Raw genomic sequence first — 25,756 nt, 5'->3', positions numbered from 1 at the left:
AATGAAGCGGTACTTACTTGTTAAGGTTTTTGCCTGGTTTTGGCTCACTATCATTGCCACTATGTTGTTGTTGCTTGGGATCAGCATGCTACAACCTGATGTTGTAGAAACTCACCGCATCTCAAAACCCATGCTGCAAAATCTAAAACAATTAGAGCAAGCGTTAATACGCGCAAGCGAGCGTCCTAATTTTGAGCTGAATAAGGTCGCCAAACTGCGTAAAAGAAAGGCGAGAAATATCTACTTGAGCCACCGCGATGCCGAAAAAAGCGTTGCCGCCGATCCCAATATAAAAACGCTGAATTTAGATTTACTCAGTTTTACCGAAGATGCCAAACCGGCCGCTATTTTTACCCCAGAGTACAAGGCTTTTGGCCCTCTAGAGCTTACACTTCAAGGTGAAAGCTATCGTCTTTATTTAATTTTTGAAAACCATACTCCAAGTGCGCTCATCAAATTAAGAACTCTGCCGCTTTGGGTAAAAATCGCGGTCGTGCTCGGCGCAAGCTTATTACTGTGTTTTTGGTTTACTCGAGATCTATTGTCGCCAATTAAAGAGCTACAAAAAGCCGCTGCAAAACTTTCTCGTGGGGAGCTGTCGAGCAGAGCCGATATAAACACCAAGCGCCAGGATGAGCTCGGTCAATTGGGTCATGATTTTAACTTAATGGCTGATAAGTTAGAGTCTTTGGTTAACAACCAAAAGCGCTTGCTTGCTGATATATCCCATGAACTACGCTCACCGCTCACCCGCTTACAAATGGCCACAGGCCTCGCTGCCGGTCATGCCACAGCGCAAAGCCAAAGTTATATCGAGCGCATTGAGCGTGAAGCTCAGTTAGTTGAAAATATGCTCAGCGATATTTTGCATTTATCTAAGCTCGAAGCGGATCAAGTACCAATCGATAAGCAGATAATTAAGCTCAATGAACTGCTCGACCCGATATTGGAAGATGCACTGTTTGAGGCACAACAATTAGGGAAGGACCTTGTCGTCACAGCACTACCCGAGGCAACTCTTTATGGTGATCCAATGCTACTTAACCGCGCATTCGAAAACATTATTCGTAACGCGATAAAGTATGCGACTAACCGTATTAATGTCGATATTGAGAGTGATGGTGATCTGTTGCTATGCACTATCAGTGATGATGGTAAAGGCGTAAGTGAAGACATGCTCGACAAGCTTTGTATTCCTTTTTTCAGAGTGTCCAGCGCACGTACGCCAAGCAAAAATCAAATGGGCGGGTTTGGACTGGGTCTTGCCATTGCGCAGCATGCGTTAAAAGTACATGACGCCAATATCGAATTTAGTAATAATATTGGTTTGCAAGTCAGCATTCGAATTCCATTACACAGGTAGCCATGTTTTATAGCCAAAGTCAGCAACTTGAATCACACCTTCCGGAAATTGATAAGCACTGGCAAGGCTGCCAAAAAGGCTTTTTTGATACCCCTCATGGTAGGCTATTTTACGCCTACCACATTCCAAAAAAGGCAACCTTCAGCCTGGTATTGGTTAATGGTCGTATTGAATCTGCTCATAAATACAGAGAATTGCTGTGGGAGTTTGCGCAAAACAACATAGCGGTATTTACCTATGACCATCCAGGACAAGGCTACTCGCCGCGATTACTTAAAGATAAGCAAATCGGCTATGTTAGGCGCTTTGAAGATTATGCAGCAACACTGCACTGCTTTATGGATCAAATCGTTGCCCAGCAAAATACCTTGCCACTTTTTATATTGGCGCATTCAATGGGTGGTGCCATTACCTGCGATTATTTAACATTATTTGCGCCTCACAACATAGAGGGAGTCTATTTATCAGCCCCGATGCTTGGGATCAATACGACTCCCTACCCGGCTTGGTTTGCCGAGGGACTGGCAGGCGCAGCTTGTTTATTTGGGCTAGGTAAGCATTATGCACTGGGACAGGTGCACTACCACAACAAACCTTTTCAAGATAATGACCTTACTGATTGCCCAATCAGATATGCGCTATTTAGAGGTTTGTACGATCAATTTCCCGAGCTACAACTCGGTGGTGTCAGCTTTGCTTGGTTATACACGGCACTACATAAATGCCGCTCGTTTCAAGATATTAAGCTAGATCTGCCAATCCGTATCGCGACAGCCAGTGAAGACAGCATTGTTGATAATCAGGCACAAGTACACTTTGCCGCGCACAGAGACAATGTGACAGTTACAGAGTTTATCGGGAAACATGAACTACTTTGCGAGCAAGATAATACCCGCAAAGCCGTGTTAGATGATTTTTATGCGTTTACAGCCGAGCTACTTAGCGCTAAAGAAACTGGGTCTTGATGGATAAGTACATCCATCTCACAATCAAACTCTTCTTTAATGCTAGCAACCACCTCATCCGCAACTTGATGCGCTCGCATCAGCGGCATATCGTCATCAAGCTCTAGATGCAGTTGAATAAATTTGATTTTGCCACCTTGCCTGGTACGCAAATCATGTACTCCGTAAACGTCCTCATGACTCGACGCAATAAGTATGATCTGTGCTTTTTCTTCGTCTGGCAGCTCTTTATCCATTAAGTGCGCAGCACTTTCCTTGGCAATGTCCCAACTGTTATAAAGTAAATACATCGCCACCAAAATACCAAAAATCGGATCGGCGTAACCTACACCATAAAAGTTAAGCAATACCGCTAGAAGCACCGCAAGGTTTAATAAAATATCGCCCTTATAATGTAACGAGTCGGCCTTAATGGCGATGGACTGCGTGCGTTTAACGACTTGATACTGCACCGCAACCACCAACAAAGTACAAACTATCGCAAATAAACTCACCCACACACCAAACAATGAATGTGGAATGTGGGTAGGATTGATAATGCGCTCTACACCATGAAAAGCCAATAAACTCGCAGAACCCGCGATAAAAGCCGCTTGTCCAAGCCCAGCTAATGCTTCTGCTTTTCCATGACCAAATCGATGATCATCATCCGCAGGACGCAGTGCGTAGCTCAGTACAAAGAAATTCATTAAAGAGGCGCTAATATCAAGCAGTGAATCAGTTAAAGAGCCGAGCATAGCGGCACTACCTGAAGACAGCCAAGCCCAACACTTAGCTGCGATCATCAATCCCACCATTATGATGGTAAAGACACTCGAAAACCTAACCCAAAATTCATAGCTGCGATCCACTGGCACCTCATTTTTTCATATTATTTAATCTGACGTTTGGCTAACTGAAATGATTAGTCGTCAAACCACTCGCAAAATGCCACGGCATCGCGATGCTACTATATTACAGGGTAATGCTTTGAAATGAAAAACAGATTACGGTTGTATAGTTTTTCACAACAGTCGTACTTTAAAAACTGGGTAATACCTTTCACTCTATCAAGCGCAGCACATATAAATGTCGACAAGTATCAGCTATACTGCCGGGCAAAATTTAATTGAGGCCTATCATGTTAGATATCGTTTTATACCAACCCGAGATCCCGCCTAATACAGGCAATATTATTCGTTTGTGTGCCAATACAGGATATTCACTACACCTGATAGAGCCGCTAGGATTTGAATGGGATGATAAACGGGTAAGACGTGCAGGCCTTGATTATCATGAGTTTAGCGAAGTAGAGCGCCACCCAAACTTTGAAGCATACTTAGCCAAACGAAACCCAAAGCGAGTATTTGCTTGTACAACAAAAGGTACCAAGTATCATCATGAAGTTGCCTATGAAGCTGGTGACTGTCTACTGTTTGGCCCTGAAACTCGAGGTTTGCCAGAAGACATTATTTTTTCACTGCCTGAGCCGCAACGAGTCCGCATTCCAATGCGCCCAGATAGCCGCAGTATGAACCTATCTAATGCTGTTTCCGTTTTTGTTTATGAGTCTTGGCGACAACTTGGATTTGCTGGCGCAAAGTAATAATACCAATTAACCTCAATACTTGCTCAATTTGAAGGAGCAAATCTGACGCTAACTACGTTAAAAATTTCTCATTTAGAACACTAATTGGTATATCTAAAAATAGCTCCTATCCTCTACTGCATAGGAGCGAACTTGAGACACAAAAAAGGCGCCTTACGACGCCTTGCTAACTTTAATTTACATTAACTATAGGGATTCTTTTAAATTTCTGCGTGGTGCAATATCGTACCAACAATGTCACTGAATTTATTTGCCGGTTTCATTGAATTTACTGCACGTCCACAAGCCTTCATCATATCGATCAGGTCAAAATAACCAACTGGATGCTGAGTCACTTCATCAATAACAAGTAAAAACTCAAAGCCACCTTCTTCCATTGTTTTTAGCACATTGCCAACCACTGTTTGGCTAGTTTGTTTTAAGGTGATTTGACGAAGATCTGTTAGTGGGATCATGACATCATTGACGTTTAAATCACGTCTTGTACAGCCACGTCTTTCTGCAATGCTCAACACGTAGCGACTACCAATTCTTGCATTAGAGATCATACCAACAAGCTTTTCTTTGCTATCAACGACAAAGCTTGCTCTGCGGTGTGTTTTGTCTAGTACTAATGTAGCTTCATCTATGCTACTGTTTTCATCAATATGTTGCATTGGTGCCAAATGTAAATTGTGCATTAGGCAATGTGCTGGTGCTTGCTCTAGGTTGTCAGTGTTACAAGCTGGGAAGTTATTTTCAGCAAGTTCATAATTTGCAACAGGTTGAGTTTTCAATACTGTGTAAGTGTTCATAGATCACCTCTATCTTTAAAATTAATTAAGCACGGAAAAGGACTAAATTAATTTGCGACAGGTGGTGCTCTAATAGACTCGCATACTGAGTTTGAATAAGAATAGGTGGGTTGTGATTGCGCTATGACAAAGCTACTAGCAACCACGAAACGATGAGTTGTTGATACAACGCAATCATCTAAGTCAGGGCTGGAGTTAGAATTGTCTAGGTCGACAACGATAGGCGCGATTGAAAGCGTGGTATCACATTTAGCAGCATCGGCCGTTGACACTGTCAACAGACTCAACATACAAAATGTAATCATCCAACGAACTAACCGCATAGTATTCTCACTTCTACTGCCTTACTTTGAGTGTATGGGCAGTTTCTTGCGTTTACAAGTATTATTTCTAATCTATTTACTAAGCATCTAAATATACTAAGGTTAATTTTCATACGCACACTCAGGCACTGTGTGAGCTGAGATGAATTGTTACTAATCTCCTATTTGTAGCGCGTCGTTTAGCGTTATACTAACGCCAACATTTTTGGTATGTGCCTTAAATCAAAAGAATTAAACCATACCAATTTGCTTAATTAAGTGGTCTTTTTGAGGTGAGAAAATCTTGCCGATAACCAGGCAAAAATTTTGCTATTTATTTGTTCTAAATGAGACATTTTTAACGCAGTTAGCGTCAGACTTGCTCCTTCAAATTGAGCAAGTATTAAGACAAGTTGGTATTACAACACGAGGTGTACAGTGCAACTATCACGCGGTATCGAGTACTTTATTGCTGGTTTTTCTTTAATCACCCAAAAAGGATTAAAACGTTTTGTATTTATTCCTTTAACAATCAATGTACTGCTATTTGGTGCATCACTCTTTTTTCTTTATGACTGGCTGACTCAAGGATTTACTTATCTCAACGGATTATTACCAGATTGGCTCAGTTGGCTGGAATGGCTAATGTGGCCAATTGCTATCTTAGTGATACTTTTCAGTTATAGTATGATTTTCACGGTGATAACCAACTTTATTGCTGCGCCTTTCAATGGCTTACTCTCCGAAAAAGTGGAACTTTACCTAACCAACCAACACATCAATGATGATAAGCTAATTGATACCATAAAAGATGTGCCGCGAATGTTGGGTAGAGAATGGACCAAACTCTGTTATTACCTTCCACGTGCATTTGGCTTTTTCATCTTACTTTGGATACTGCCTATCGTTGGGCAAATTTTATGGATTATGTTTACGTGTTGGATGTACAGCGTGCAATATAATGATTATCCGTTTGATAACCATAAAATTCATTTCAAGCAAATGAAAGACGATTTGAAGAGTAAACAAGGGCTGTCTTATGGCTTTGGCTTTGCGGTGTTTGTACTGACCTCAATCCCATTTGTTAACCTCATCGTGATGCCCGTTGCCGTTTGTGGCGCCACTAAATTGTGGGTAGAGAACTATCGTCAGCAATATCGCTAAGACGCTCGTATGACTGACATCTAGCTGTCAAAAACTCATGCTTTACTTACTTTTTTGCAAGTATTCAGCGGAGTCGCTATGCGCCTAACATTAGGCCTTATCTGGTTAACGGTATTTTTAACGGGGTGCCAGGCAACAAAACAGTTTGATGTCGGTACACGGCCTCAATTTTTAGTCTCGCAACTTCCAGATGGTGAGCTTAAAGAAAAGCTTGCAAGCTGTTTAGATAAACCAATCAAGCGCACACATTTTTCCATAGGACATCGCGGTGCGCCACTTTTATACCCTGAGCACACCAAAGAATCATATATAGCCGCCGCAAAAATGGGAGCAGGCACGCTCGAATGTGATGTTACTTTTACGAAAGACAAGACTCTCGTTTGCCGCCATGCGCAATGTGACCTTCATGCAACAACCGATATCTTGTTACAGCCTAAGCTTGCTAGGAAGTGTAGACAACCCTTCAGCCCAGCGGATCCAGACTCCGGTAAACTTGCGTCTGCTCAATGCTGCACCTCAGACATTACCTTAGCAGAATTCAAGCAACTAAAAGGAAAAATGGATGGTGTGAATACTCAAGCAACCACAGTAGCAGAGTTTGTTAAAGGCACTCCCAATTGGCGTACAGATCTTTATGCCAGTTCTGGAACCTTAATGACCCACAGTGAAAGCATTGCTTTATTCAAGCAGCTGGGTGTAAATATGACTCCTGAGTTAAAAACACCAGAAGTGACAATGCCATTTAATGGGTTAAGCCAAAACCAGCTCGCGCAAAAAATGTTGGGCGAATATATAGAGCACAATGTCCCCCCATCTCAAGTTTTTCCACAATCCTTTTCGTACCAAGATATTCAGTACTGGATAAAGCATGCACCAGAGTTTGCAAACCATGCCATATTTCTTGATGGTAGAGAAGCTGGCGAACATTTTGATATTAACAAACCAAGTACTTGGCAACCGTCAATGGAAGACTTAGCCAAAAATAAGGTAAAAATTATCGCCCCACCAATTTGGATGCTCATTAGCGAAGATAAAAACGGCGATATCATTCCATCGCAGTACGCCCTAGCCGCTAAACGCGCAGGATTAAAGATAGTTGCTTGGTCGCTAGAGCGCTCAGGCCCTTTAGCGAGCGGCAGCGGTTGGTATTATCAATCCGTGAAAAACGCAGTTAAGCATGATGGCGATATACTTAGGGTATTGGACATATTGGCAAAACAGGTTGGCGTAGTTGCTGTATTTAGTGACTGGCCTGCGACTACCAGCTTTTACGCCAGCTGCATGGGAATTGAGTGATAGGCTAATAAGAGTTGTAGCTTAGTGTAGGTAGAATCCCGCACTAAGTTATGGTTTGCAAATGCCAGAAAGCAAAAAGCCTCGCAATTGCGAGGCTTTTTAAAGGATGGTGCCCAGAGGCGGAATCGAACCACCGACACGAGGATTTTCAATCCTCTGCTCTACCGACTGAGCTATCTGGGCAAATTTTTTCTAGTATCTAAATCCTTAAAAGGATTTTCAATAAAACTCCAAACGGCTCTACCGACTGAGCTATCTGGGCAAATTTTTCAGTATCTAAATAACTAAGCTATCTAGAAAACACAGGCTAACGCCTAAATAAAGTGGTGCCGACTATCCGAGTCGAACGGATGACCTACTGATTACAAGTCAGTTGCTCTACCAACTGAGCTAAGTCGGCACACTAAATTATTGGTGCCCAGAGGCGGAATCGAACCACCGACACGAGGATTTTCAATCCTCTGCTCTACCGACTGAGCTATCTGGGCAAATCTTTTTTAATGTCTAGGAAACTCTTCTTACTAAGCAAACTAGAAATTATTGGCTGACGCCTAAATTAAATGGTGCCGACTATCCGAGTCGAACGGATGACCTACTGATTACAAGTCAGTTGCTCTACCAACTGAGCTAAGTCGGCACACTAATTCGTGTACCATGCAGTTTCTGCATGCACCACATTGCTAATGCAATGATTTTAATCTGGTGCCCAGAGGCGGAATCGAACCACCGACACGAGGATTTTCAATCCTCTGCTCTACCGACTGAGCTATCTGGGCGTGCGGCGTATTAAACGGGTTTTGCGGTTCTAAGTCAACCCTTTTTTTAAATACATTTATCGTTTGCACAGTTTTCAGACAAAGCGGTTAAAATACCGCTTTTTCGATGAAAAAACACCCGACTAGCCATGTTTTACTGTATTTATCGACTTATATCTATGAATAACGCAAACCGCTCCAGGCCAACAACAAAGAAAAAGGCGTCACTTAAGAGAAATATGTGCTTAAAGGAATAAAATAGAATGGAGATACATATTCTATCTCATCCCTATAGCGAAGCTCGGCAACAAGGTTTATCAATCCTGTTTAGAGATTGTCTTTATGTTGAGCTTCAAATCTTTGTTGCATGACCTGTATCGCTTTTTCTACCGCTTGTTTTGCATTACTTGTATCGCCATTTGTTACCGCTAATATCGCTATGTTCTTTTCTGGCAACACTAAGTTGTCTAAATAGAAGGTCCCAGTAAAGCCATTGTGATGAAAGCTATTGTCGTTTGGAGTAAGGATCCAGCCTAAGCCATATTCTGGGCTAACCGGTGTGAGCAGTCGCGTATATGAATCAGCACCAATCAAATTATCATCACCTCTGGCACCCGCGAGATAAGCACGTAAATAGTATGACAAATCGGTCAAGGTCGCACTGACTAACCCAGCAGGTCCAACAACGTTTGGTAGATCGACCCTGTCGGCCGGTGTTATTGGATGCCACTGCCCTTCTCGCATCTGATGCCCACTCGGCTGTCCTTCTGGATCTCCATAGCTAGCAGGCCCAAATCCAATATTTTCCATTCCAAGAGGAATGAATACTTCTTGCTTCACTAACGCTTCCCATGATTGCCCCGTCACACGCTCCAACATATGGCCTGCAACAACATAACCTGCATTGCTATATAAATAGGTTCCGTGAGTCACTTCTGGTTGCGTCGTTAACACCTCTTGAGTCCAGGCATATCTTTGCTCGACCATGCCACGTTGATCTAAATGCCACTTACCAGAATACATGGAGTCAAGATCACGCTTTAAGCCCGAAGTCATCGAAAGCAGTGCAGTTAGGGCCTGTTGACCTTTGCTGTTTGATTTTTGTTCTTCTGAGTGTGTTTTGGTCGCGACGCTCGACTTGCCGCCTAGTAATCTAGGCAAAAGTTGAGCAACAATGAACAAAGCGCACTCAGGTGAACCCAAAGGGCAGCGCTTGATTGGCATTTCTTCTGTGTTGCCCCACAAGGATGTGGGGTAAGGTGACTTTGCAGGAGCATAAAGTCTTTATCGCCTGACTCACATAGAATAACTATGCTACGCCGGCTCTGCCTTGTATAAATACCAATCAAACTGCTGCAAAAACAAACTTGAAAGATCAACAGGCCCTAGTGTAACAGACTCAAATTCAGGGTTAATTTTTCCGATTAACTCAGGAAAAACATCACTCACCCGACTGTCAAATCGAATTAACCCCTGCTCAACCAAGCGAGCAGCGACGGTTGCTGTCATGGATTTACTGAACGAACCAATCGACCACTTATCAAGTTTGGTGACCAGAGCTTGCCCTGTACTCACTCGCACACCAGCTACATCAAGCTCAATCAACTCATCCCCATAAACGATAAACCCGCCAAGTGCGGGCATAGCAAACTCAGCTCGGATTGCTTCCAGTTGTTCGTTGAGTAGCCCGTCTCCCACCTTGCCATAGCGCGGCGGAGTGACGGCTATGTCTTCGCTAGCACTCTTTTCAATAACAATAGAATTGTCACTGTTATTACAGCCAGTTAGTAAGGCGCAGCCCAGCAGTGTAATAAGCCAACCAAACGCCAGCCGACTTTGACGTAGGAACATGAGATATCCTTATAAGTATTAGGTTGAACGAATACTACTTTATAAAAACGTTACGTAAAATTTAATTTTTATTAAAGTTTAATGCTTTACACATCGCAGGCGTAGTTACAATTATCGAGATAACAACCTGATTATTTTAAGATTTAAAACAATCAGGTGATCTCAGTGTATTGCCACTATTGATTGAAAAACGAGAGGTAAAAACTTGCCGAAGGTGGTAGGATTGCTACAACTAATAAGTATAAATAATTCTTTCGGGATTAAGCATGCCAAATAGCGCGAATACCAATGCAAATGGACGGATACTTTTTTTATTTATCGCAATACTGACTGTTGGACTATGTAGCGCCGCAGGTGCTTACCTACTGCCAAAGCAAGCTGACGTCCCTGCCGCACCAACCGTAAACCTACAACAACAAGCAACAACAGTTGCAACTCCCCTTGCTAAGGTGGTCACACAACACGGTTTTGACAGTGCCAAACAGATTGTATCCGCATTATTAGCATCTAACGAACATTTGGGCGGCTATTTGTACGTCAATACGGGTATGGGGCAACCAAACTTGGTATTTCAACAAAGTGCAGGTGAGCAAATCATTGCACTGAATCGCGAAGAGTCCTATAACAGAGACACAATGCAGGTTTACCACATGCCACTGCGACTAGATGAGCAAAACGTTGGTGAACTCATTTTGACTTATACACCACCCGTTGCAACTACATCATCAGGCGATCCATTCATTGCCTATATACTGCTCGCTTCAGCTATTATTAGCGCCTTGATGATTGTTGTGATTGCGGCTCGTCGGCTTTCTGGCGCATCAAGTAACGATACTGAAGAGCTTATCTCAGAAATCAATCATCTAACGACGGATAAAAACTACAAGTCGACGGTGGGTACTTATTATAGTGGCGGTCTGGCTGAGGTTGCTGAAGCGATAAATGCGCTGTTAAAGCAAGTGCAATCATCCATAGAATCCGATCAAGCAACGCAAAATGAGTTAAAACAGCTTCAAGAAAGTCTCGAAACTGAAGTTCAAGCCCGCACGCTGGCGCTAGAAAAAGCGATTTTAAATGCGGAGCGTGCTAGTGATGCTAAAACCACTTTCTTAGCCACCATGAGCCATGAGATCCGCACGCCAATGAACGGCGTCATTGGTACTATTGATTTACTGCGTCAAACCGATCTTGACGGTGCTCAACATCGCCTCACCACGATTATTCGCGACTCGGCTTTCTCTTTACTTGGTATTCTCGATGATATTCTCGACTTTTCTAAGATTGAGGCTGGTAAATTACGCATAGACAATAGTGCTTTCTCGGTGGCTGAAACCACAGAGGAAGTCGCACGTGTGCTTTCATCAGTAGCGAAAAAACGTAAGTTAGACTTACAACTGTTTATTGCTCCTGACATTCCAACGAATTTAGTTGGTGACACCGTGCGCGTTAGGCAAGTACTTTATAACCTGTGCAGTAATGCTATTAAATTCACGACTACAGATGACTCAACCCAAGGTTATGTAAAAATCTCCGTTGAAGTTGCACAAAACACCTCGGAGCATTACACCTTACGCTTTACCGTCACTGACAATGGTAAAGGCATGACAAAAGCTCAGTTGAGAGAAATTTTTAATCCGTTTATTCAAGCTGAGGGCTCTATCACCCGAGAATTTGGCGGTACAGGACTTGGCCTTTCTATTTGTAAAAGTTTAATCGAACTCATGCTAGGTAGTATCCATGTTAACTCGGATATTGGCATGGGAAGCGAGTTTGTCGTGGAATTGCCATTTAGTGTGGATGGCAAAGTTAATTACGCAAATAAGCAATTGTTAAACGGCCGCACTGTTGCCCTACTCACCCCAAATAATGAAAGACGCACTATTTTAAATCGCTACCTTTCATTCATGGGCGCGAGTGTGATTGCTATCGATGAAAGCGAAATAACCGAACACCAGCACGAAGATAAACTTATTTGGGTGCTAGATGGTTTAGACGGCATGGACAAGGTCAATGAAGAGCTAAGAACCGTCGTTTACTCGCTTGAGAAAAACGAACAGCAAGTTGTTGTCCTAAGTAAAATGGACGAAGCCGCCCTTAATCACAAAAATATTTTCTATCTCAATGCATCACCGTTATGTAAGTCTAGCTTTATGACGGCTATCTTGGTTGCTGCCGGTTTGCATAAACCAAAGGAAATTAAACCATCACGCACTATCAACGACTTTTTAAGCGTTGATGAAGCAAGAGCAACTAACAAACTGGTGTTGTTAGTTGAAGATAATGTATTAAATCAGCAAGTGCTGACCGACCAATTACACCTGTTAGGCTATGGTGTCGAGGTTGCGGAAAATGGTGAGGAAGGCCTAGAGCTTTGGAAAAAAGAGCACTTTCCAATCGTACTGACCGATTTACATATGCCGAAGATGTCGGGCTACGACATGGTCAAACATATTAGAGACTATGTAGAAACCGCAACAGATACCATTGAACAACCATACATCATTGCCGTGACAGCCAATGCGCTCAAAGGTGAAAGAGAACGTTGTGAGGCTGGTGGTATGAATGACTATATCACCAAACCAGTAGAGTTAAATGTATTAGAGGCAACACTTAATAAGTGTATAGAAAGCCTACCAAAAGCACAGCAACCGAAACCAAGTGCTGAGCCATCAGCTGCTGTACCCGCAGCCGCTAGCCAAGTACAGCCGGGATCAGAGCAAGAAACAGAGCTAGAGCCTGAGGTTGATGAAGTTATGGTTGCAGAGCCTAAAGCTATTGAAGCTGAGGCCAGCGAACCAGCTCCCGCTATCAATATGGACATGCTCAACAAGTATGTAAATCATGATGAAGCGAAACGAAATCGCTTTTTTCGAATGTACTTAGAGCAAAGTAGCCAGTTAACACGTGATGTAAATGGTGCGGTGATCACGATGAGCCAAGAAGAAATCATTGAAGCTTGTCATCAGCTTAAGTCCATTTCTAAAACTATCGGTGCCGAAAAAGTAGCTGAAACAGCCATAGAGTTTGAGACTTTATGTAAGGAAGGCACGCTTACCACCGATCAGCTGATCCAGATGCGTGATAAATTGGAGCAGGACTTTTTAGCCGCAACCGAGTTTATCCAACAATATTTGAGTCAAGAAGCCTAATGATGTGGGGGTCGCAGCCCCCACAAATCCTGTCACCACTAGGGCAGGCGTTTTTTCAGCAAGGTAAAGATAAATGGATCGCAGGGTCAACCTGCTCCTACACCTGCAATGAGTGGTAAATATCAGCGATATTAATGCTCACGCCATTCGTTTAGATATAACCGCCATCTAAAAGCATGATCCTTCCCTGAATCACTGACCGCATTTTATGCGCTTTCTGACTCCAAACACTTCCCCTATTAATTCTCACTGAGTATACTGACGCACTTTTTTAAATTAGTTAGTCGTTACATACAACAAACGCTAGTTGAAATAGGTACTGGTCACCCGTTCAAAAAAAAGTACAGGCATGCCTGAGTTCATACAAGCAAATATCTGATTAAGATTTTTACTCGGTGACTCGATGAGCAATGCCAATCTGCATTGAAAAGTGTTCTATTTACCGCACGTCGCTTCAAACGTTGCACGCTAAGTACATGGCTCATTATTCAGTGTTGATTGAAAAACATTAGATGCAATAATGCATCCTTTATAAAAATGACCAGATACAACACATTGATTAGATTAGGAAGTACATATGAATTCAGTTCCGAAGGCCGGAGAATTTCTGGGTCACCCTAAAGGCCTCTTCTTATTATTTGGTACCGAAATGTGGGAGCGCTTTGGCTACTACGGTATGCGTGCCATCTTAGTTCTTTATCTTGTAGCACAAGTTCAAAATGGTGGCTTCGGTTGGAGTAATGCCGACGCACTAAGTCTTTACGGCACATTTACGATGGCCGTTTATCTCACCCCACTATTTGGTGGTTGGCTTGCAGATAACGTATTAGGTCAGCGCAAAGCCATCATTATTGGCGGTATTTTAATGGCTGCTGGCCATTTTATTATGGGTATTCCTCACAGCGTTGTGGCAGGACAAGAAGTAAACGTCTTCTACCTTGGCTTGGCATTGCTTTGTTTAGGTAATGGTTTATTCAAGCCAAATATCTCAACGATGGTTGGCGATTTATACCAAGAAGGTGACAAGCGCCGTGACGGTGCATTCACTATCTTCTATATGGGTATCAACTTAGGTGGTGCATTAGGTCCACTTGTTGCGGGTTATGTAGCAGCGGTCGTGAACTGGCAGGCAGGCTTTATCGCAGCAGGTATTGGTATGATCATTTCTGTGGTTATGCAGCTTATCTTAAGCCAGAAATACCTTGGCGATATCGGTAAAGTACCTTCTGCTAAACTTTCTCAACAGATGTCTGACTCACAGACTAAAGAACCGCTTACGAAGAAAGAAAAAGATCGTATCCGTGTTATTTTCACCATGAGTGTTTTCTCAATTATCTTCTGGATGGGTTTCGAACAGGCTGGTGGTTTGATGAACCTATTCGCAAACGACTATACCAACCGTATGTTTATGGGCTTTGAGATCCCGGCTTCTTGGTTCCAGTCGCTTAACTCTATCTTCATCATTGTATTTGCGCCATTAGTAGCGATGATCTGGTTAAAGCTAGATAACAAAGAACCGAACTCTCCAGTAAAGTTTGCAATTGGTCTAGTGTTCTTAGCACTTGGTTTCTTAACCATGATGCTTGCGCTTGCAACAGAAGGTGGTGAAGCCGGTGGCACACTTCAGATCAGCATGATTTGGTTAGTATTGTTCTACATGTTCCACACCCTTGGTGAGCTATGTTTATCACCGATCGGTCTTTCTATGGTAAGTAAACTGGCGCCGCTGCGCTTAGCATCACTGCTAATGGGTATTTGGTTCCTATGTACAGCTGTTGCAAACAAGCTTGCTGGCCTTGTTGGCTCTTTCATCGGTGAAGGCCAAGAAGCAATGGAAAACGCGATGAGCATCTTCATTGGTTTAGGCGGCGTTGCCTTGCTATCTGCTGTGTTAATGTATCTATTAAGCAACAAGCTTGTAGATTGGATGCACGGCGCTGAGGGCAAGCACGAACCTCATACGCAAGAACATTACCTTGCGGAAGAGCTAGAAGTATCCGCTGAGAAGCAATAATATTTGCTGTAAACCACGCTAATTTAGCGTGGTTTACCTCTCCCACAATAGCCATACGTAAAGATTTAAATACACTTAGCGCCATTTCCCCTCTCAATGTAGTCGTGTGATAAAAATCCCCTCTCTCATATAGTCCATCAACTAAAAACATAAAAACCAAATAAAATCATAGCAATATAAAAATAAAGTTACAAAATACCCCGCAAAGCACCTTGCTGTTTTTAGTCAAAATTTAAGCAAAAATAATTATCGTCACGCCTGTGTCAATTTTGTGTCTTTTACATGGCAATTGTGCAACTAAATTTACAAAGTCTCCTACTGCTATTTACTGCCTCTAACTTCCCCTTTGCAGTAATTTGATTAATCATCCAGTCATAAATACTAACAAGTCACCCAGTGCTTAATACGGGAGTAAAACAATGAGTGAAGTAAATAATCCACTAGGCCTAGTCGGCATCGAGTTTACAGAATATGCAACACCAGACGCTGATTACATGGATAAAGTATTCACTGACTTTGGATTCTCAAAACTAAAGAAATTTAAAGACAAAGATATCGTTTACTACAACCAGCACGATATTCACTTCCTGTTGAATAACGAGCGTGAAGGCTTCTCAGCACAGTTTGCTAAAAGCCACGGCCCGGCAATTTGCTCTATGGGCTGGCGTGTAGAAAATGCGCAAAAGGCGTTTGATACTGCGGTTGAGCGTGGTGCAAAACCTGCGACTGACTCAACACACAAAGACTTACCATACCCAGCGATTTACGGTATCGGCGATAGCCTTATCTATTTCATCGAAAACTTTGGCGATAAAGGGTCAATCTTCGAGCAAGACTTCGTTGACCTAGAAGAGCAAAAAGTTGTTGAAGACAAAGGCTTTAAGCGCATCGACCACCTAACGAACAATGTTTACAAAGGGACGATGGAAACTTGGGCTAACTTCTATAAAGACGTATTTGGCTTTACTGAAGTTCGTTACTTTGACATCAAAGGTCAAAAAACGGCGCTGCTTTCTTATGCACTTAAGTCACCATGTGGCACTTTCTCTATTCCAATCAACGAAGGCAAAGACGACAACAACAACCAGATCGATGAGTACTTAGATGAGTACAATGGTCCAGGTGTACAGCATTTAGCATTTTTGACTGACGACTTGGTTAGTTCACTAGATAAACTAGACAAGAGCACCATTGCCACCTTAGATATCGTAGATCACTACTACGACACTATCTTTGACCGTGTGCCTTGGGTTAAAGAAGATAAAGAAAAGATCAGACAGCACCAAATCCTAGTAGATAGCCAAAGCGAAGACTGCTACCTACTGCAGATCTTCACTAAAAACCTGTTTGGCCCAATCTTCATCGAAATGATCCAACGTGTTGATGATGGCGGCTTTGGTGAAGGTAACTTCCAAGCGTTATTCGAGTCGATTGAGCGCGACCAAGAGCGCCGTGGTGTAATCTAAACACACATATCAAATTAATAAAAAAGCAGCTAGCGATAGCTGCTTTTTGTGGTTTATCAAATTGCTATTACGACTTGAGTTTTTCACTTTTGACCATAACTCAAGTTGAAAGCCAAAATTAAAGGAAAGGCAATGTCTCAAATTAATGAAACACACGACATCCAATTAACAAGTTGGGTAGCTAGTGCGAATGCGACTGGAACTGATTTCCCTATTCAAAACTTACCTTTTGCAGTATTTCGTCGTAAGAACAGTAATGAAGAGTTTCGCGGCGGTGTTGCGATTGGCGATCAAGTACTAGACCTTGGCGCTGTTGTTGACGCTAACCTATTTACAGGCGACGCAGCTGAGGCCGCCGAAGCTGCAAATGCCCCAGCATTAAATGAATTTATGGGTATGGGCCAGCAGTACTGGTCAGCACTTCGACTTGCCCTGTCTCGCGCATTACGTGAAGGTTCTGAGCTGCAATCAAGCCTTGAAGGCGCATTGGTTGCACAAGATGACGTGGAATATGCTTTGCCTTGTCACATTGGCGATTACACCGACTTTTATACCTCAATCTACCATGCAACAGCGGTAGGTAGCCTGTTCCGTCCTGATAACCCACTGCTACCAAACTACAAGTGGGTACCAATCGGTTATCATGGCCGTGCATCGTCTATTGGTGTTTCAGGTCAAACGTTCCCTCGCCCTAAAGGCCAGACCAAAGCACCAGATGCAGATACGCCGTCATTCGGTCCTTGTAAGCGTCTAGACTACGAATTAGAGCTAGGTATTTACCTAGGTAAAGGTAATGAACTTGGCGACTCTATCGCAATTAAAGACGCTGAAGATCACGTTTTTGGTTTTTGTTTATTCAATGACTGGTCTGCACGTGACTTGCAAGCTTGGGAATATCAACCATTAGGTCCATTCCTTGCGAAAAACTTTGCTTCAACAGTTTCTCCTTGGGTTGTAACCACCGAAGCACTTGCACCATACCGTACTCAATGGCACCGTGATGAAAACGATCCACAACCGCTAGAATACTTAGAATCAACGCAAAACCGCGAGTCTGGTGCTATTGATATTCGCATGGATGTCTTACTAGAGACTGAAAAAATGCGTAGCGAAGGCGCTAAACCAAGCAAACTGTCTGAATCCAGCTTCAAGCACAGCTATTGGACGGTTGCGCAAATGGTTACACACCACACTGTGAATGGCTGTAACTTCTTACCGGGTGATATGCTAGGTTCAGGCACGCAATCAGGCCCTGAGCATGTAGAAGCGGGTTCATTACTCGAACTATCACGCGGCGGTAAAGAAACTATCACGCTTGCAAACGGAGAAGAGCGTAAGTTCCTAGAAGATGGCGATAAAGTAATTATGCGCGGTTGGTGTGAAGCCCAAGGCTACAACCGTATTGGTTTTGGCTGTGTTGAAGGCACTATACTTCCAGCAAAATAATCGCAATTATTCGTGCGTTAATCGCAATTTTATTTACTTTTAAATCAAAGGCATGATGATTTCATGCCTTTTTTTAGTTCTAAAAACTGGAAATTTGACTAAAAATTGTTAGAGTGTAGCGCTGATTTAAATCCGAGGTTGAATGTTGCAAGTACTCAAGCGCCTATATCTAAAGCTGTTTAAGCCGACTCAATTAATTGTTCGTCAAGACGCAACTGTCAAGATGCTGAAACTGCCATCTTGGGTTCAAGCTTGCTCGATTTTGATTTTGCTTGCTGTCGCTATTTGGATAGCCAATGCCTCACTCAAATTACAAGAAAACGGTGACCAGCTCACTAAAGAGCAACAAAACTTAGCGCAGCTGCAAGCCAAGTGGCAAAAAGAAAAATCACAGCTTCAAGCACAATTAGCACAGCAAAAAGGCATGCTTGACCAACTGTCACAGCAGCACAGTGTGCTTGAATCATTGGTTGATTCGACTCAAACAACTGACGACAACGTAGTGGAAGGCGAGCTAGAAGAAACACCGACAGACCTTAACAGCTCACAACCAAGTACCACAACCGAATTTGCTCCCCAAGCCAGTCACCTACTCATCCAGCAACGACAGCTCAGCGAACAACTTGGGCAATCGTTCAGCGCTGAAATTGCAGCGATGCAAGAATCCATCGACAGTGCAGGGTTACAATTATCATCTGACTTCTCAGAAGCACAAGGTGGTCCCTACTTCCAAGCCGACTTAGAATTGGTAGAAGCCAGCTTTATTAATGCCATTGACCAATACGCTGTTTATGCGCAGTTAGCGACGATGATTGGTCAACTGCCAGATACATTGCCTGTCGCTCAGGAAAAATATTATGTCTCCAGTGCTTTTGGTTTTCGTAAAGACCCGATCACTGGTCGCCGTGCCTATCATAAAGGTATCGATCTCGCAGGTTGGCACAAGACACAGATCGTAGCTCCAGCTTCTGGCACCGTTAAACGAGCGGGGAAAAATGGCGGCTATGGCAACTTTATCGAAATTGAGCACGCCAACGATATCACCACACGCTATGGTCATCTTCACACCATCAAAGTAAAAGCGGGTCAACAAATCAATAAAGGTGATGTAATTGCATTAATGGGTAGCACAGGAAGAAGTACAGCGACGCACTTGCACTATGAAGTGATTCAAGGTAAAAAACACCTAAACCCAATTAAAATCGCTCGCGCATTCAATAAGTAACATATAATTGCAATTGCGCTGCGGTAGCGAGGCACTCGTGTTTAACTCTTTTAAAAACCAACGAAACGACGTCCCGGCCATTATTGCTCAAAGCACTAAAGTCACGGGCGATATTGTCTGCGAAGGTGAACTGCAATTAGATGGTACCGTCCATGGTAACCTCGACATCGAAAAACTAATCATCGGCAATAAAGGTTTAGTACAAGGTAATATCCAAGCCAATGAACTGACGATATTAGGTAAGGTCGAAGGTGATATTCAGGCCAAACAAGTTACGCTGCTTCCTAGCGCTCAAGTATTTGGCAATATCGAACACGAGACCTTAACGATTGAAGCCGGTGCGCATGTCGATGGTAAACTGACGCACCGTAACGAGCGGGCCAATAACGTCACGGCAATTGACTCTACTGACGATCAAATCATAAACAATTAAGATCTTTTCGCGCTGATATACATGTTAATGTCGGCGTGAAATACTTTCTCTCCCGCAGTATTAAAAACTTCCACCGGTACAACTAGCTCTTCTTTATCTTGCCATGTTCGCGGATATTCTATTTGCGCCACAGCATGCAGATCGGTCTCAGCTTTCGCTAAATATTGCACTGACATCCCCTTTGGGATCCAGCGATGGGTTTTATGGTTGATGGTTGCGTCTGTCATGACTCCTGCACACAACTCCGCAAGATTACACTGAGCAATAGCGTGAACCGTACCTATGTGGTTATGAATGGCTTTACGGTTACGAATTGTGGCCCTACAAACGCCGGGCTTCAATTGTGTGATTTTAGGCTTAATGGTGCCAAAGTAAGGTGCCTTACGACATACCGCCTTACTGAACATCCATTTACCAAATGGCAACCAACTCATCCTTTTATAAATTTTTAAAAGTGGTGCAGACATAAGATTTTTCTAAAATGATTTTGCTTAAAATTAACACATCTGACCAGTTAATCAACCGTCTACAATTATCAGCGAATAAAATATCTTAAAAATTTGCTAAATCGGCGCTTTGTCCTGTCTTTTCTCATTCTCCACAATACAATAACGGCCAAAAGGAGACGCCATGACCCAATCAAATTCAAAAGCACTGATTTTTATTCTCGCTTTACTTGTTATCTTTTGCCCTTTAGGTATCGATCTCTATCTACCTGCGTTTGTGGACATGCAGTCCAGCCTTCAAGTATCAGAAAGCCAAATTCAGCAAACTGTGAGTATTTATATGTTAGCTGTGGGTCTTGGACAATTGATTGCAGGTCCGCTTGCGGATAAATATGGCCGTAAGCCAGTCGCACTGGTTGGAATCGTGTTGTTTGCGCTTGGCGCCGTGATGGCAAGCACAGTCTCCACTTGGCCACTTATGATGGTAGCTCGAGTGTTACAAGGCCTGGGCGCTTGCGCCACTTTCGTCAGCGCTTTTGCTATTGTCCGTGATAGCTTTGGACACAAAGGCAGTGGCCAAATGATCACTTACCTCAACGGTATTGTATGTTTTATCCCAGCATTAGCGCCTATTTTAGGTGCATGGCTCACCGTCAAATTTGGCTGGCAAAGTAATTTTAGCTTTTTGTTTGGCTTTGCCGTTGTTGGCCTCATCTTGGTTTCTCTTATCTATAAAGAGACTCGCCCCGAAGATACACATTACAGCGGTCATATCCTAGATTTGAGACGTTTTAAGCCGATGCTCAGTAGTACGACTTTCATTTACAATGCCGCCTTAGCGATGCTTGGTATGGCTGCAATGCTGGTATTTGTGATTTCGGCTCCGGGGTGGATCATGGCAAAAATGGGCGGCAGTGTTTCCGACTTCACGTTTTGGTTTACTGGCAATGCGGCGCTGAGTATTGTCGCAAGTTTTATTGCTCCCCACTTCATCAAGCGCAATAGCCAGAAGTCACTCACCTTTGGCCTTGCCGTTTTTAGCTTTAGCGGCCTGTTATTACTGGCTTTGCCACAAACTGAAATAGCGCATTTTGTACTGCCTATGTATATGGCATCAGTCGGCTTTGCATTTACGATTGGAGCAGCGGCTGGTAAAGCGTTATCTGGGTTTGCGAAACAAGCTGGGACGGCTTCAGCGTTGATTGGGGTACTACAGATGAGTGGCGCAGGGGTGCTTGCAACCATGACACAACCACTAGCATTGGATGCCCCTATTCAACTCGCGTTGCACTTACTACTCGCACTACCTTTCCTGCTATTACTGGCTACAAAGCACCGTCATCAGCTTCACAGTGCTGCTTAATTAGAATTGATATAATAGCAATTATCAGTACAGTTCCTTTATTAATAACTATGATGTATGGTTAGACGTCCTGTCATAACCATACATTATATTAAAGTAATTAAATATTCTTATTAATTCCACAAATCTGCATAATTTACTCTTTACGAGTTCTTGTTATTGGTTATATGCTAACCACCGTTAAGAAGTTGTTAGTTTTTATTAACAACAATATTCACGCAATGTAACTGAGAAAATAACAATGAAATTAAACAAGTTAACTGGGGCACTAATCATCGCTGGCGCTTGCGCTATGGCACAAGCACAGGCATCTGACGATCGATACATCATTCAGGTCGATAATTCGAAAAAAGGCGTCGTAAAAGCACTTGCTAAAAAGCTTGGCGCTGAGCTGCACGTTGATGGCGATGGCTTCTTCGCTGCAACTTTTACTGGCAAAGATCTTAGTCAAGTAAAAGGCTTATTAAACAACCCACACATCAAACTCGTTGAAGCAGACCAAAAGCGTTACCCACTGGGGATTTATAACGACGACGCAGGTAACCCAATGCAGCAACAGGTTACGCCTTATGCTGTGTACCAATCACAAGCTGATCAACTTACTTTCGATGCGAATGCAGGCATGAAAGTATGTGTGATTGACTCAGGTCTTGACCAATCAAACCCTGATTTCATTTGGGGTAATATCACCGGTGATAATGACAGCGGCACAGGTAATTGGTATGAAAATGGTGGTCCACACGGCACGCACGTAGCCGGTACTATCGGTGCTGCTGACAATAATATTGGTGTTATCGGCATGGCACCTGGCGTGCCAATGCACATTATTAAAGTATTTAACGCAGAAGGCTGGGGCTACTCTTCTGATCTTGCTCACGCAGCAAACCTATGCTCACAAGCAGGTGCAAACATCATCAATATGAGTTTGGGCGGCGGTGGCTCAAACAATACAGAATCAAACGCATTTGAAAACTTCCGTAATGCTGGTGGCTTAGTGGTTGCGGCAGCTGGTAACGATGGCAACAATGTTCGTTCATATCCTGCAGGCTATCCTTCAGTAATGATGATCGGTGCAAACGATGCAGATAATCAAATTGCAGACTTTTCTCAGTATCCAAGCTGTACTTCTGGCCGTGGAAAACGCGCGACTAACGACGAGCATATTTGTGTAGAGGTAACTGCAGGCGGTGTTGATACACTTTCAACTTACCCAGCAGACATGGCGACTTCTTCAAGCATGACAGCTGACGGTGCGGCGTTTGCAAGTTCAGCAATGGAAAACAGTGGTAACGCTTCAGGCTCGCTTTACTTTATGGGCACCGCTGAAGCAACTGATGGCGCTGCAAACGGTAAGGTGTGCTTAATTGACCGTGGTAATATTTCATTCCACGATAAAGTAGCAAACTGTGAAGCATCTGGTGGTATCGGTGCGATTATCGTAAATAATGAAGCTGGCATGCTATACGGCACTTTAGGTGATACTAACAGCACATCAATCCCAGCGGTTGGCGCTGCATTTGAAGATCGCACTGCGTTGATGGCAGCTACAAACGCGAACATCAGCATTGGTACGAGTGATTATGGCTTAATGAGCGGCACGTCAATGGCAACTCCTGCTGTTGCAGGTCTTGCAGCACTGGTATGGTCTAACCACCCAGAGTGTACTGGTGAAGAAATCCGTAGTGCATTAAAAGCAACCGCAGCAGATGCTGGCGCTGCAGGTAAAGACGTGTACTTTGGTTACGGTATCGTTAAAGCAGCAGATGCGAGCGCTTACTTAACCGCTAACGGTTGTGCTGGCGGTGGTACAGGTTCAGGTGACGGTGATAACACGACAAGCGTTGAGCTTTCAGCTTCGGGTTATAAGCAAAAAGGTAACAGTTATGTTGACTTAAGCTGGAACGGTGCAAGCACGTCACAAGTCGATATTTATCGTAACGGTAGTAAAATTGTCACAACTAGCAATGATAATAGTCATACAGACAGCATCAGTGTTAAAGGCGGCGGTACATACGGCTACCAAGTGTGCGAACAAGGTAGCACTGCGGCCTGTTCAGCAACACAAACTGTTGTGTTTTAACTCCCAACCAACCAATTCAAGAATGCCGGTCTTTTGATCGGCATTTTTTATTCTACTACTCCCCCCATCTTTTGTTGATAGCTTATTCATATCCCTCTCTTAAGATCTGGACACAACGAGTAAGCCTGTATCCACAAAGATTTGTTCATTTCCATTTCACTTCTACACTCTATAATGGATTTGGACAGTCACAGAAGGAGTTCATGAAATGAGTACATCGGGTTATACCCCACCTAAAGTTTGGCAGTGGCCATGGCAAAGTGGCGATGGTAGTAAATTCGCAAATATCAACCGCCCTACTGCAGGCGCACGATTCGAAAAATCCCTACCGCAAGGCAAACACCCGTTACAACTCTACTCCCTCGCGACCCCAAACGGCGTGAAAGTGACTATCTTGCTAGAAGAGCTTTTAGCAGCCGGGGTAAAAGAAGCAGAATATGATGCCTTTTTAATTAATATCATGGAAGGTGAGCAATTTAGCTCAGGGTTTGTTGCACTTAATCCAAATTCTAAGATCCCCGCGTTATTAGATACCAGCACCAAGGAACCTACCAAAATCTTTGAATCTGGCTCAATTTTGCTTTATTTAGCTGAAAAGTTCCAAAAGTTCATTCCTCAAGATCCCACAAAACGCACCGAGTGCCTCAACTGGTTATTTTGGCAAATGGGGGCTGCACCACTACTTGGTGGTGGATTTGGTCACTTCTATGCCTACGCACCCGAGCACTACGAATATCCAATCAACCGCTACACGATGGAAGTGAAGCGCCAACTGGACTTACTAAATCAACACCTAGCCACAAGAGAATATATTTGTGGTGATGAATACACTATCGCAGATATGGCAATCTGGCCGTGGTATGGCGTGCTAGCCCAAGGACACCTATATGATGCGGCAGAGTTTTTAGACGTCAATGGCTATGAACACGTGATCCGCTGGGCTGGACTCATCGCTTCAAGAGAAGCGGTCAAACGCGGAAAAATGGTAAATAAAACATGGGGAGAACCTCATGAGCAGCTTCATGAAAGACACGATGCCAGCGACTTTGATACCAGCACCCAAGACAAATTAGCGCCATAACCTTACCTTGGTTTAACTCTTGGTTTAATTCTTAGTTTAACAAGGGTTAGCTTTATCTATCGGGTTTGATTAATCAGATTTAATCAAACCCGATTGTCTGTTTGTCAGAAAGGAATGGTGTTAGCATTTTGCTAGAAGCGTAAAACGCTTTGGTGGTATTCTTCAACGGGTTTGTAGCACTTTAGTCAGCACTTTCTTATTAGAGCGTCGAACACATCTGCATTAGTGTTTACCCAAAGATATGAAATCCACTTTGTAATCTTCCGACGATCGCGACTAAACCGCTTCCCATTATCACACCTATAAGAAGCGTTCCGAAAATAAGACATACATAGAGTAATGTCCAAGCACAGGAAGATTTTGACCTCGCCTGCTCCTCTGAAGTATTGTAGGAACATCGGTAGATTCTACGCAGGCTTCTTTCCACCCCAAAAACAGTGCCACCGATCAAGCCAAAAAGCAGTGCGACCGCGAAAGTAATAACCCGATACTCTGCATTATCAAAACCATCCCATAAAAGAATAGCCCCGTTGATCCAAGCTAAACCAGTACAACCCCACGAGACAAATAGATAGATTATCAGCATGCGTGTCATTGATTACCTACTTTCGGCAAAACGACTATTGAAAATAGTCTATCAGCGCCAATGATTGATGTTCAGTTTTATATGCTTCAATATCGTAAAACTTAACAACGTTTTCGTCGGAAAAATAGCTAACAAAGCAAGACTGTTATCTCTTGATAGCTTATTAAGAATTAACCGAGATGTTTCTAATTCTGGAAATTTCACCTAAATTCTTTTTGAATTAACGCCTCGCTTAACCGGCAATAAAATTGTTGGCTAAAATAGCGAGGAACGAGCAAAAGCCAACTGTTTTTTGTCCGTTTAAGCAACTTGATACTTATTGAACCTTCTCCCCGAAGTTTAGCGAACAGCTAAACTTCTAGGCGACGAAACCCAAAGGAGAAAGCTCA

At 43.2% G+C, this 25,756-nt stretch carries 21 protein-coding genes and 5 tRNA genes; 14 read left to right on the top strand and 12 right to left on the bottom strand.

All coding sequences use genetic code 11. The annotated features are described in order from the left end of the window. Nucleotide 1 precedes the first annotated feature (1 nt). Complete coding sequence (locus EXT48_RS02785) at nt 2-1,363, top strand: ATP-binding protein (RefSeq protein ID WP_130163518.1); 1,362 nt, start codon at nt 2-4, stop codon at nt 1,361-1,363. Between the two features lie 2 nt (nt 1,364-1,365). Beyond that, nucleotides 1,366-2,328 carry an alpha/beta fold hydrolase gene (locus EXT48_RS02780; protein WP_130163517.1) on the top strand — a complete coding sequence of 321 codons (963 nt, stop codon included), beginning with the start codon at nt 1,366-1,368 and terminating at the stop codon, nt 2,326-2,328. Here the strand turns inward: EXT48_RS02780 and EXT48_RS02775 are convergent. After that, on the bottom strand, nt 2,280-3,125 hold the full coding sequence (locus EXT48_RS02775; protein ID WP_082086207.1) for a cation diffusion facilitator family transporter: 846 nt from the start codon (nt 3,123-3,125) through the stop codon (nt 2,280-2,282). The two genes, EXT48_RS02780 and EXT48_RS02775, sit on opposite strands and share 49 nt — an antisense overlap. 323 nt (nt 3,126-3,448) lie before the next feature. Between EXT48_RS02775 and trmL the strand changes: the two genes are divergently transcribed. Further along, a complete protein-coding gene (trmL, locus tag EXT48_RS02770; protein ID WP_017216443.1) occupies nt 3,449-3,913 on the top strand; it encodes a tRNA (uridine(34)/cytosine(34)/5-carboxymethylaminomethyluridine(34)-2'-O)-methyltransferase TrmL in 465 nt (154 codons plus the stop codon). A 203-nt stretch (nt 3,914-4,116) separates the two neighbouring features. Here the strand turns inward: trmL and EXT48_RS02765 are convergent, their stop codons facing one another. After that, the gene (locus EXT48_RS02765) at nt 4,117-4,710 is read right to left on the bottom strand and encodes a CBS domain-containing protein (RefSeq protein ID WP_045987717.1); all 594 of its coding nucleotides are present in this window, start codon (nt 4,708-4,710) and stop codon (nt 4,117-4,119) included. Nucleotides 4,711-4,757: 47 nt separating this feature from the next. Beyond that, complete coding sequence (locus EXT48_RS02760) at nt 4,758-5,033, bottom strand: hypothetical protein (protein WP_130163516.1); 276 nt, start codon at nt 5,031-5,033, stop codon at nt 4,758-4,760. A 417-nt stretch (nt 5,034-5,450) separates the two neighbouring features. Here EXT48_RS02760 and cysZ point away from each other — a divergent pair, with 417 nt between their 5' ends. Continuing rightward, a complete protein-coding gene (gene cysZ, locus EXT48_RS02750; protein WP_039493825.1) occupies nt 5,451-6,176 on the top strand; it encodes a sulfate transporter CysZ in 726 nt (241 codons plus the stop codon). Nucleotides 6,177-6,254: 78 nt separating this feature from the next. Further along, nucleotides 6,255-7,472, top strand: a complete 1,218-nt coding sequence (locus EXT48_RS02745) for a glycerophosphodiester phosphodiesterase family protein (protein ID WP_130163514.1) — start codon at nt 6,255-6,257, stop codon at nt 7,470-7,472. A gap of 107 nt (nt 7,473-7,579) precedes the next feature. Here the strand turns inward: EXT48_RS02745 and EXT48_RS02740 are convergent. The 7 genes from EXT48_RS02740 to EXT48_RS02710 all read right to left on the bottom strand — a co-directional run bounded on the left by EXT48_RS02740 (nt 7,580) and on the right by EXT48_RS02710 (nt 10,078). Next, nucleotides 7,580-7,655 (bottom strand) — tRNA-Phe (locus tag EXT48_RS02740). A gap of 141 nt (nt 7,656-7,796) precedes the next feature. Then, nucleotides 7,797-7,872 (bottom strand) — tRNA-Thr (locus tag EXT48_RS02735). Nucleotides 7,873-7,884: 12 nt separating this feature from the next. After that, a tRNA-Phe gene (locus EXT48_RS02730) sits at nt 7,885-7,960 on the bottom strand. 73 nt (nt 7,961-8,033) lie between these two features. Beyond that, nucleotides 8,034-8,109: transfer RNA gene (locus EXT48_RS02725), tRNA-Thr, on the bottom strand. 63 nt (nt 8,110-8,172) lie between these two features. Continuing rightward, nucleotides 8,173-8,248, bottom strand: a tRNA-Phe gene (locus tag EXT48_RS02720). Nucleotides 8,249-8,554: 306 nt separating this feature from the next. After that, nucleotides 8,555-9,451 (bottom strand): serine hydrolase, encoded by an 897-nt coding sequence (locus EXT48_RS02715; protein WP_130163513.1) that lies wholly within the window; start codon nt 9,449-9,451, stop codon nt 8,555-8,557. A gap of 90 nt (nt 9,452-9,541) precedes the next feature. After that, nucleotides 9,542-10,078, bottom strand: a complete 537-nt coding sequence (locus EXT48_RS02710; protein ID WP_039493830.1) for a serine hydrolase domain-containing protein — start codon at nt 10,076-10,078, stop codon at nt 9,542-9,544. Nucleotides 10,079-10,344: 266 nt separating this feature from the next. Here EXT48_RS02710 and EXT48_RS02705 point away from each other — a divergent pair, with 266 nt between their 5' ends. From EXT48_RS02705 to EXT48_RS02680, 6 genes are all read left to right on the top strand, one after another. Then, nucleotides 10,345-13,227 (top strand): ATP-binding protein, encoded by a 2,883-nt coding sequence (locus EXT48_RS02705; protein ID WP_130163512.1) that lies wholly within the window; start codon nt 10,345-10,347, stop codon nt 13,225-13,227. Nucleotides 13,228-13,804: 577 nt separating this feature from the next. Further along, nucleotides 13,805-15,241 carry a peptide MFS transporter gene (locus tag EXT48_RS02700; protein ID WP_017216449.1) on the top strand — a complete coding sequence of 479 codons (1,437 nt, stop codon included), beginning with the start codon at nt 13,805-13,807 and terminating at the stop codon, nt 15,239-15,241. Between the two features lie 419 nt (nt 15,242-15,660). Next, nucleotides 15,661-16,707 carry a 4-hydroxyphenylpyruvate dioxygenase gene (gene hppD / locus EXT48_RS02695; protein WP_069023073.1) on the top strand — a complete coding sequence of 349 codons (1,047 nt, stop codon included), beginning with the start codon at nt 15,661-15,663 and terminating at the stop codon, nt 16,705-16,707. 132 nt (nt 16,708-16,839) lie between these two features. Beyond that, nucleotides 16,840-18,153, top strand: coding sequence for a fumarylacetoacetase (gene fahA, locus EXT48_RS02690; RefSeq protein ID WP_130163511.1), 1,314 nt, complete (start codon nt 16,840-16,842; stop codon nt 18,151-18,153). 142 nt (nt 18,154-18,295) lie between these two features. After that, nucleotides 18,296-19,378 carry a M23 family metallopeptidase gene (locus EXT48_RS02685; RefSeq protein WP_130163510.1) on the top strand — a complete coding sequence of 361 codons (1,083 nt, stop codon included), beginning with the start codon at nt 18,296-18,298 and terminating at the stop codon, nt 19,376-19,378. Nucleotides 19,379-19,415: 37 nt separating this feature from the next. Beyond that, nucleotides 19,416-19,811 carry a polymer-forming cytoskeletal protein gene (locus EXT48_RS02680; RefSeq protein WP_130163509.1) on the top strand — a complete coding sequence of 132 codons (396 nt, stop codon included), beginning with the start codon at nt 19,416-19,418 and terminating at the stop codon, nt 19,809-19,811. Here EXT48_RS02680 and EXT48_RS02675 read toward each other — a convergent pair. Next, entirely contained in the window at nt 19,808-20,278 is a 471-nt protein-coding gene (locus EXT48_RS02675; RefSeq protein ID WP_130163508.1) for a hotdog fold domain-containing protein, read from the bottom strand. The two genes, EXT48_RS02680 and EXT48_RS02675, sit on opposite strands and share 4 nt — an antisense overlap. Nucleotides 20,279-20,441: 163 nt before the next feature. On the opposite strand from EXT48_RS02675, the gene EXT48_RS02670 reads away from it, so the two are divergent. The 3 genes from EXT48_RS02670 (at nt 20,442) to yghU (ending at nt 24,781) form a co-directional block, all read left to right on the top strand. Continuing rightward, the gene (locus EXT48_RS02670; RefSeq protein WP_130163507.1) at nt 20,442-21,620 is read left to right on the top strand and encodes a multidrug effflux MFS transporter; all 1,179 of its coding nucleotides are present in this window, start codon (nt 20,442-20,444) and stop codon (nt 21,618-21,620) included. 241 nt (nt 21,621-21,861) lie between these two features. Continuing rightward, on the top strand, nt 21,862-23,700 hold the full coding sequence (locus EXT48_RS02665; RefSeq protein WP_130163506.1) for a S8 family serine peptidase: 1,839 nt from the start codon (nt 21,862-21,864) through the stop codon (nt 23,698-23,700). 208 nt (nt 23,701-23,908) lie between these two features. Next, nucleotides 23,909-24,781 (top strand): glutathione-dependent disulfide-bond oxidoreductase, encoded by an 873-nt coding sequence (gene yghU / locus EXT48_RS02660; protein WP_130163505.1) that lies wholly within the window; start codon nt 23,909-23,911, stop codon nt 24,779-24,781. A 229-nt stretch (nt 24,782-25,010) separates the two neighbouring features. Here the strand turns inward: yghU and EXT48_RS02655 are convergent, their stop codons facing one another. Next, nucleotides 25,011-25,376 carry a hypothetical protein gene (locus tag EXT48_RS02655; protein ID WP_130163504.1) on the bottom strand — a complete coding sequence of 122 codons (366 nt, stop codon included), beginning with the start codon at nt 25,374-25,376 and terminating at the stop codon, nt 25,011-25,013. Between the last annotated feature and the right edge of the window lie 380 nt (nt 25,377-25,756).

The organism is Pseudoalteromonas sp. CO348 (assembly GCF_004208845.1).
GTDB lineage: Bacteria > Pseudomonadota > Gammaproteobacteria > Enterobacterales > Alteromonadaceae > Pseudoalteromonas > Pseudoalteromonas maricaloris.
The sequence above is the reverse complement of the archived record's forward strand: the minus strand, read 5'-3'. Positions and strand labels throughout refer to the sequence as shown.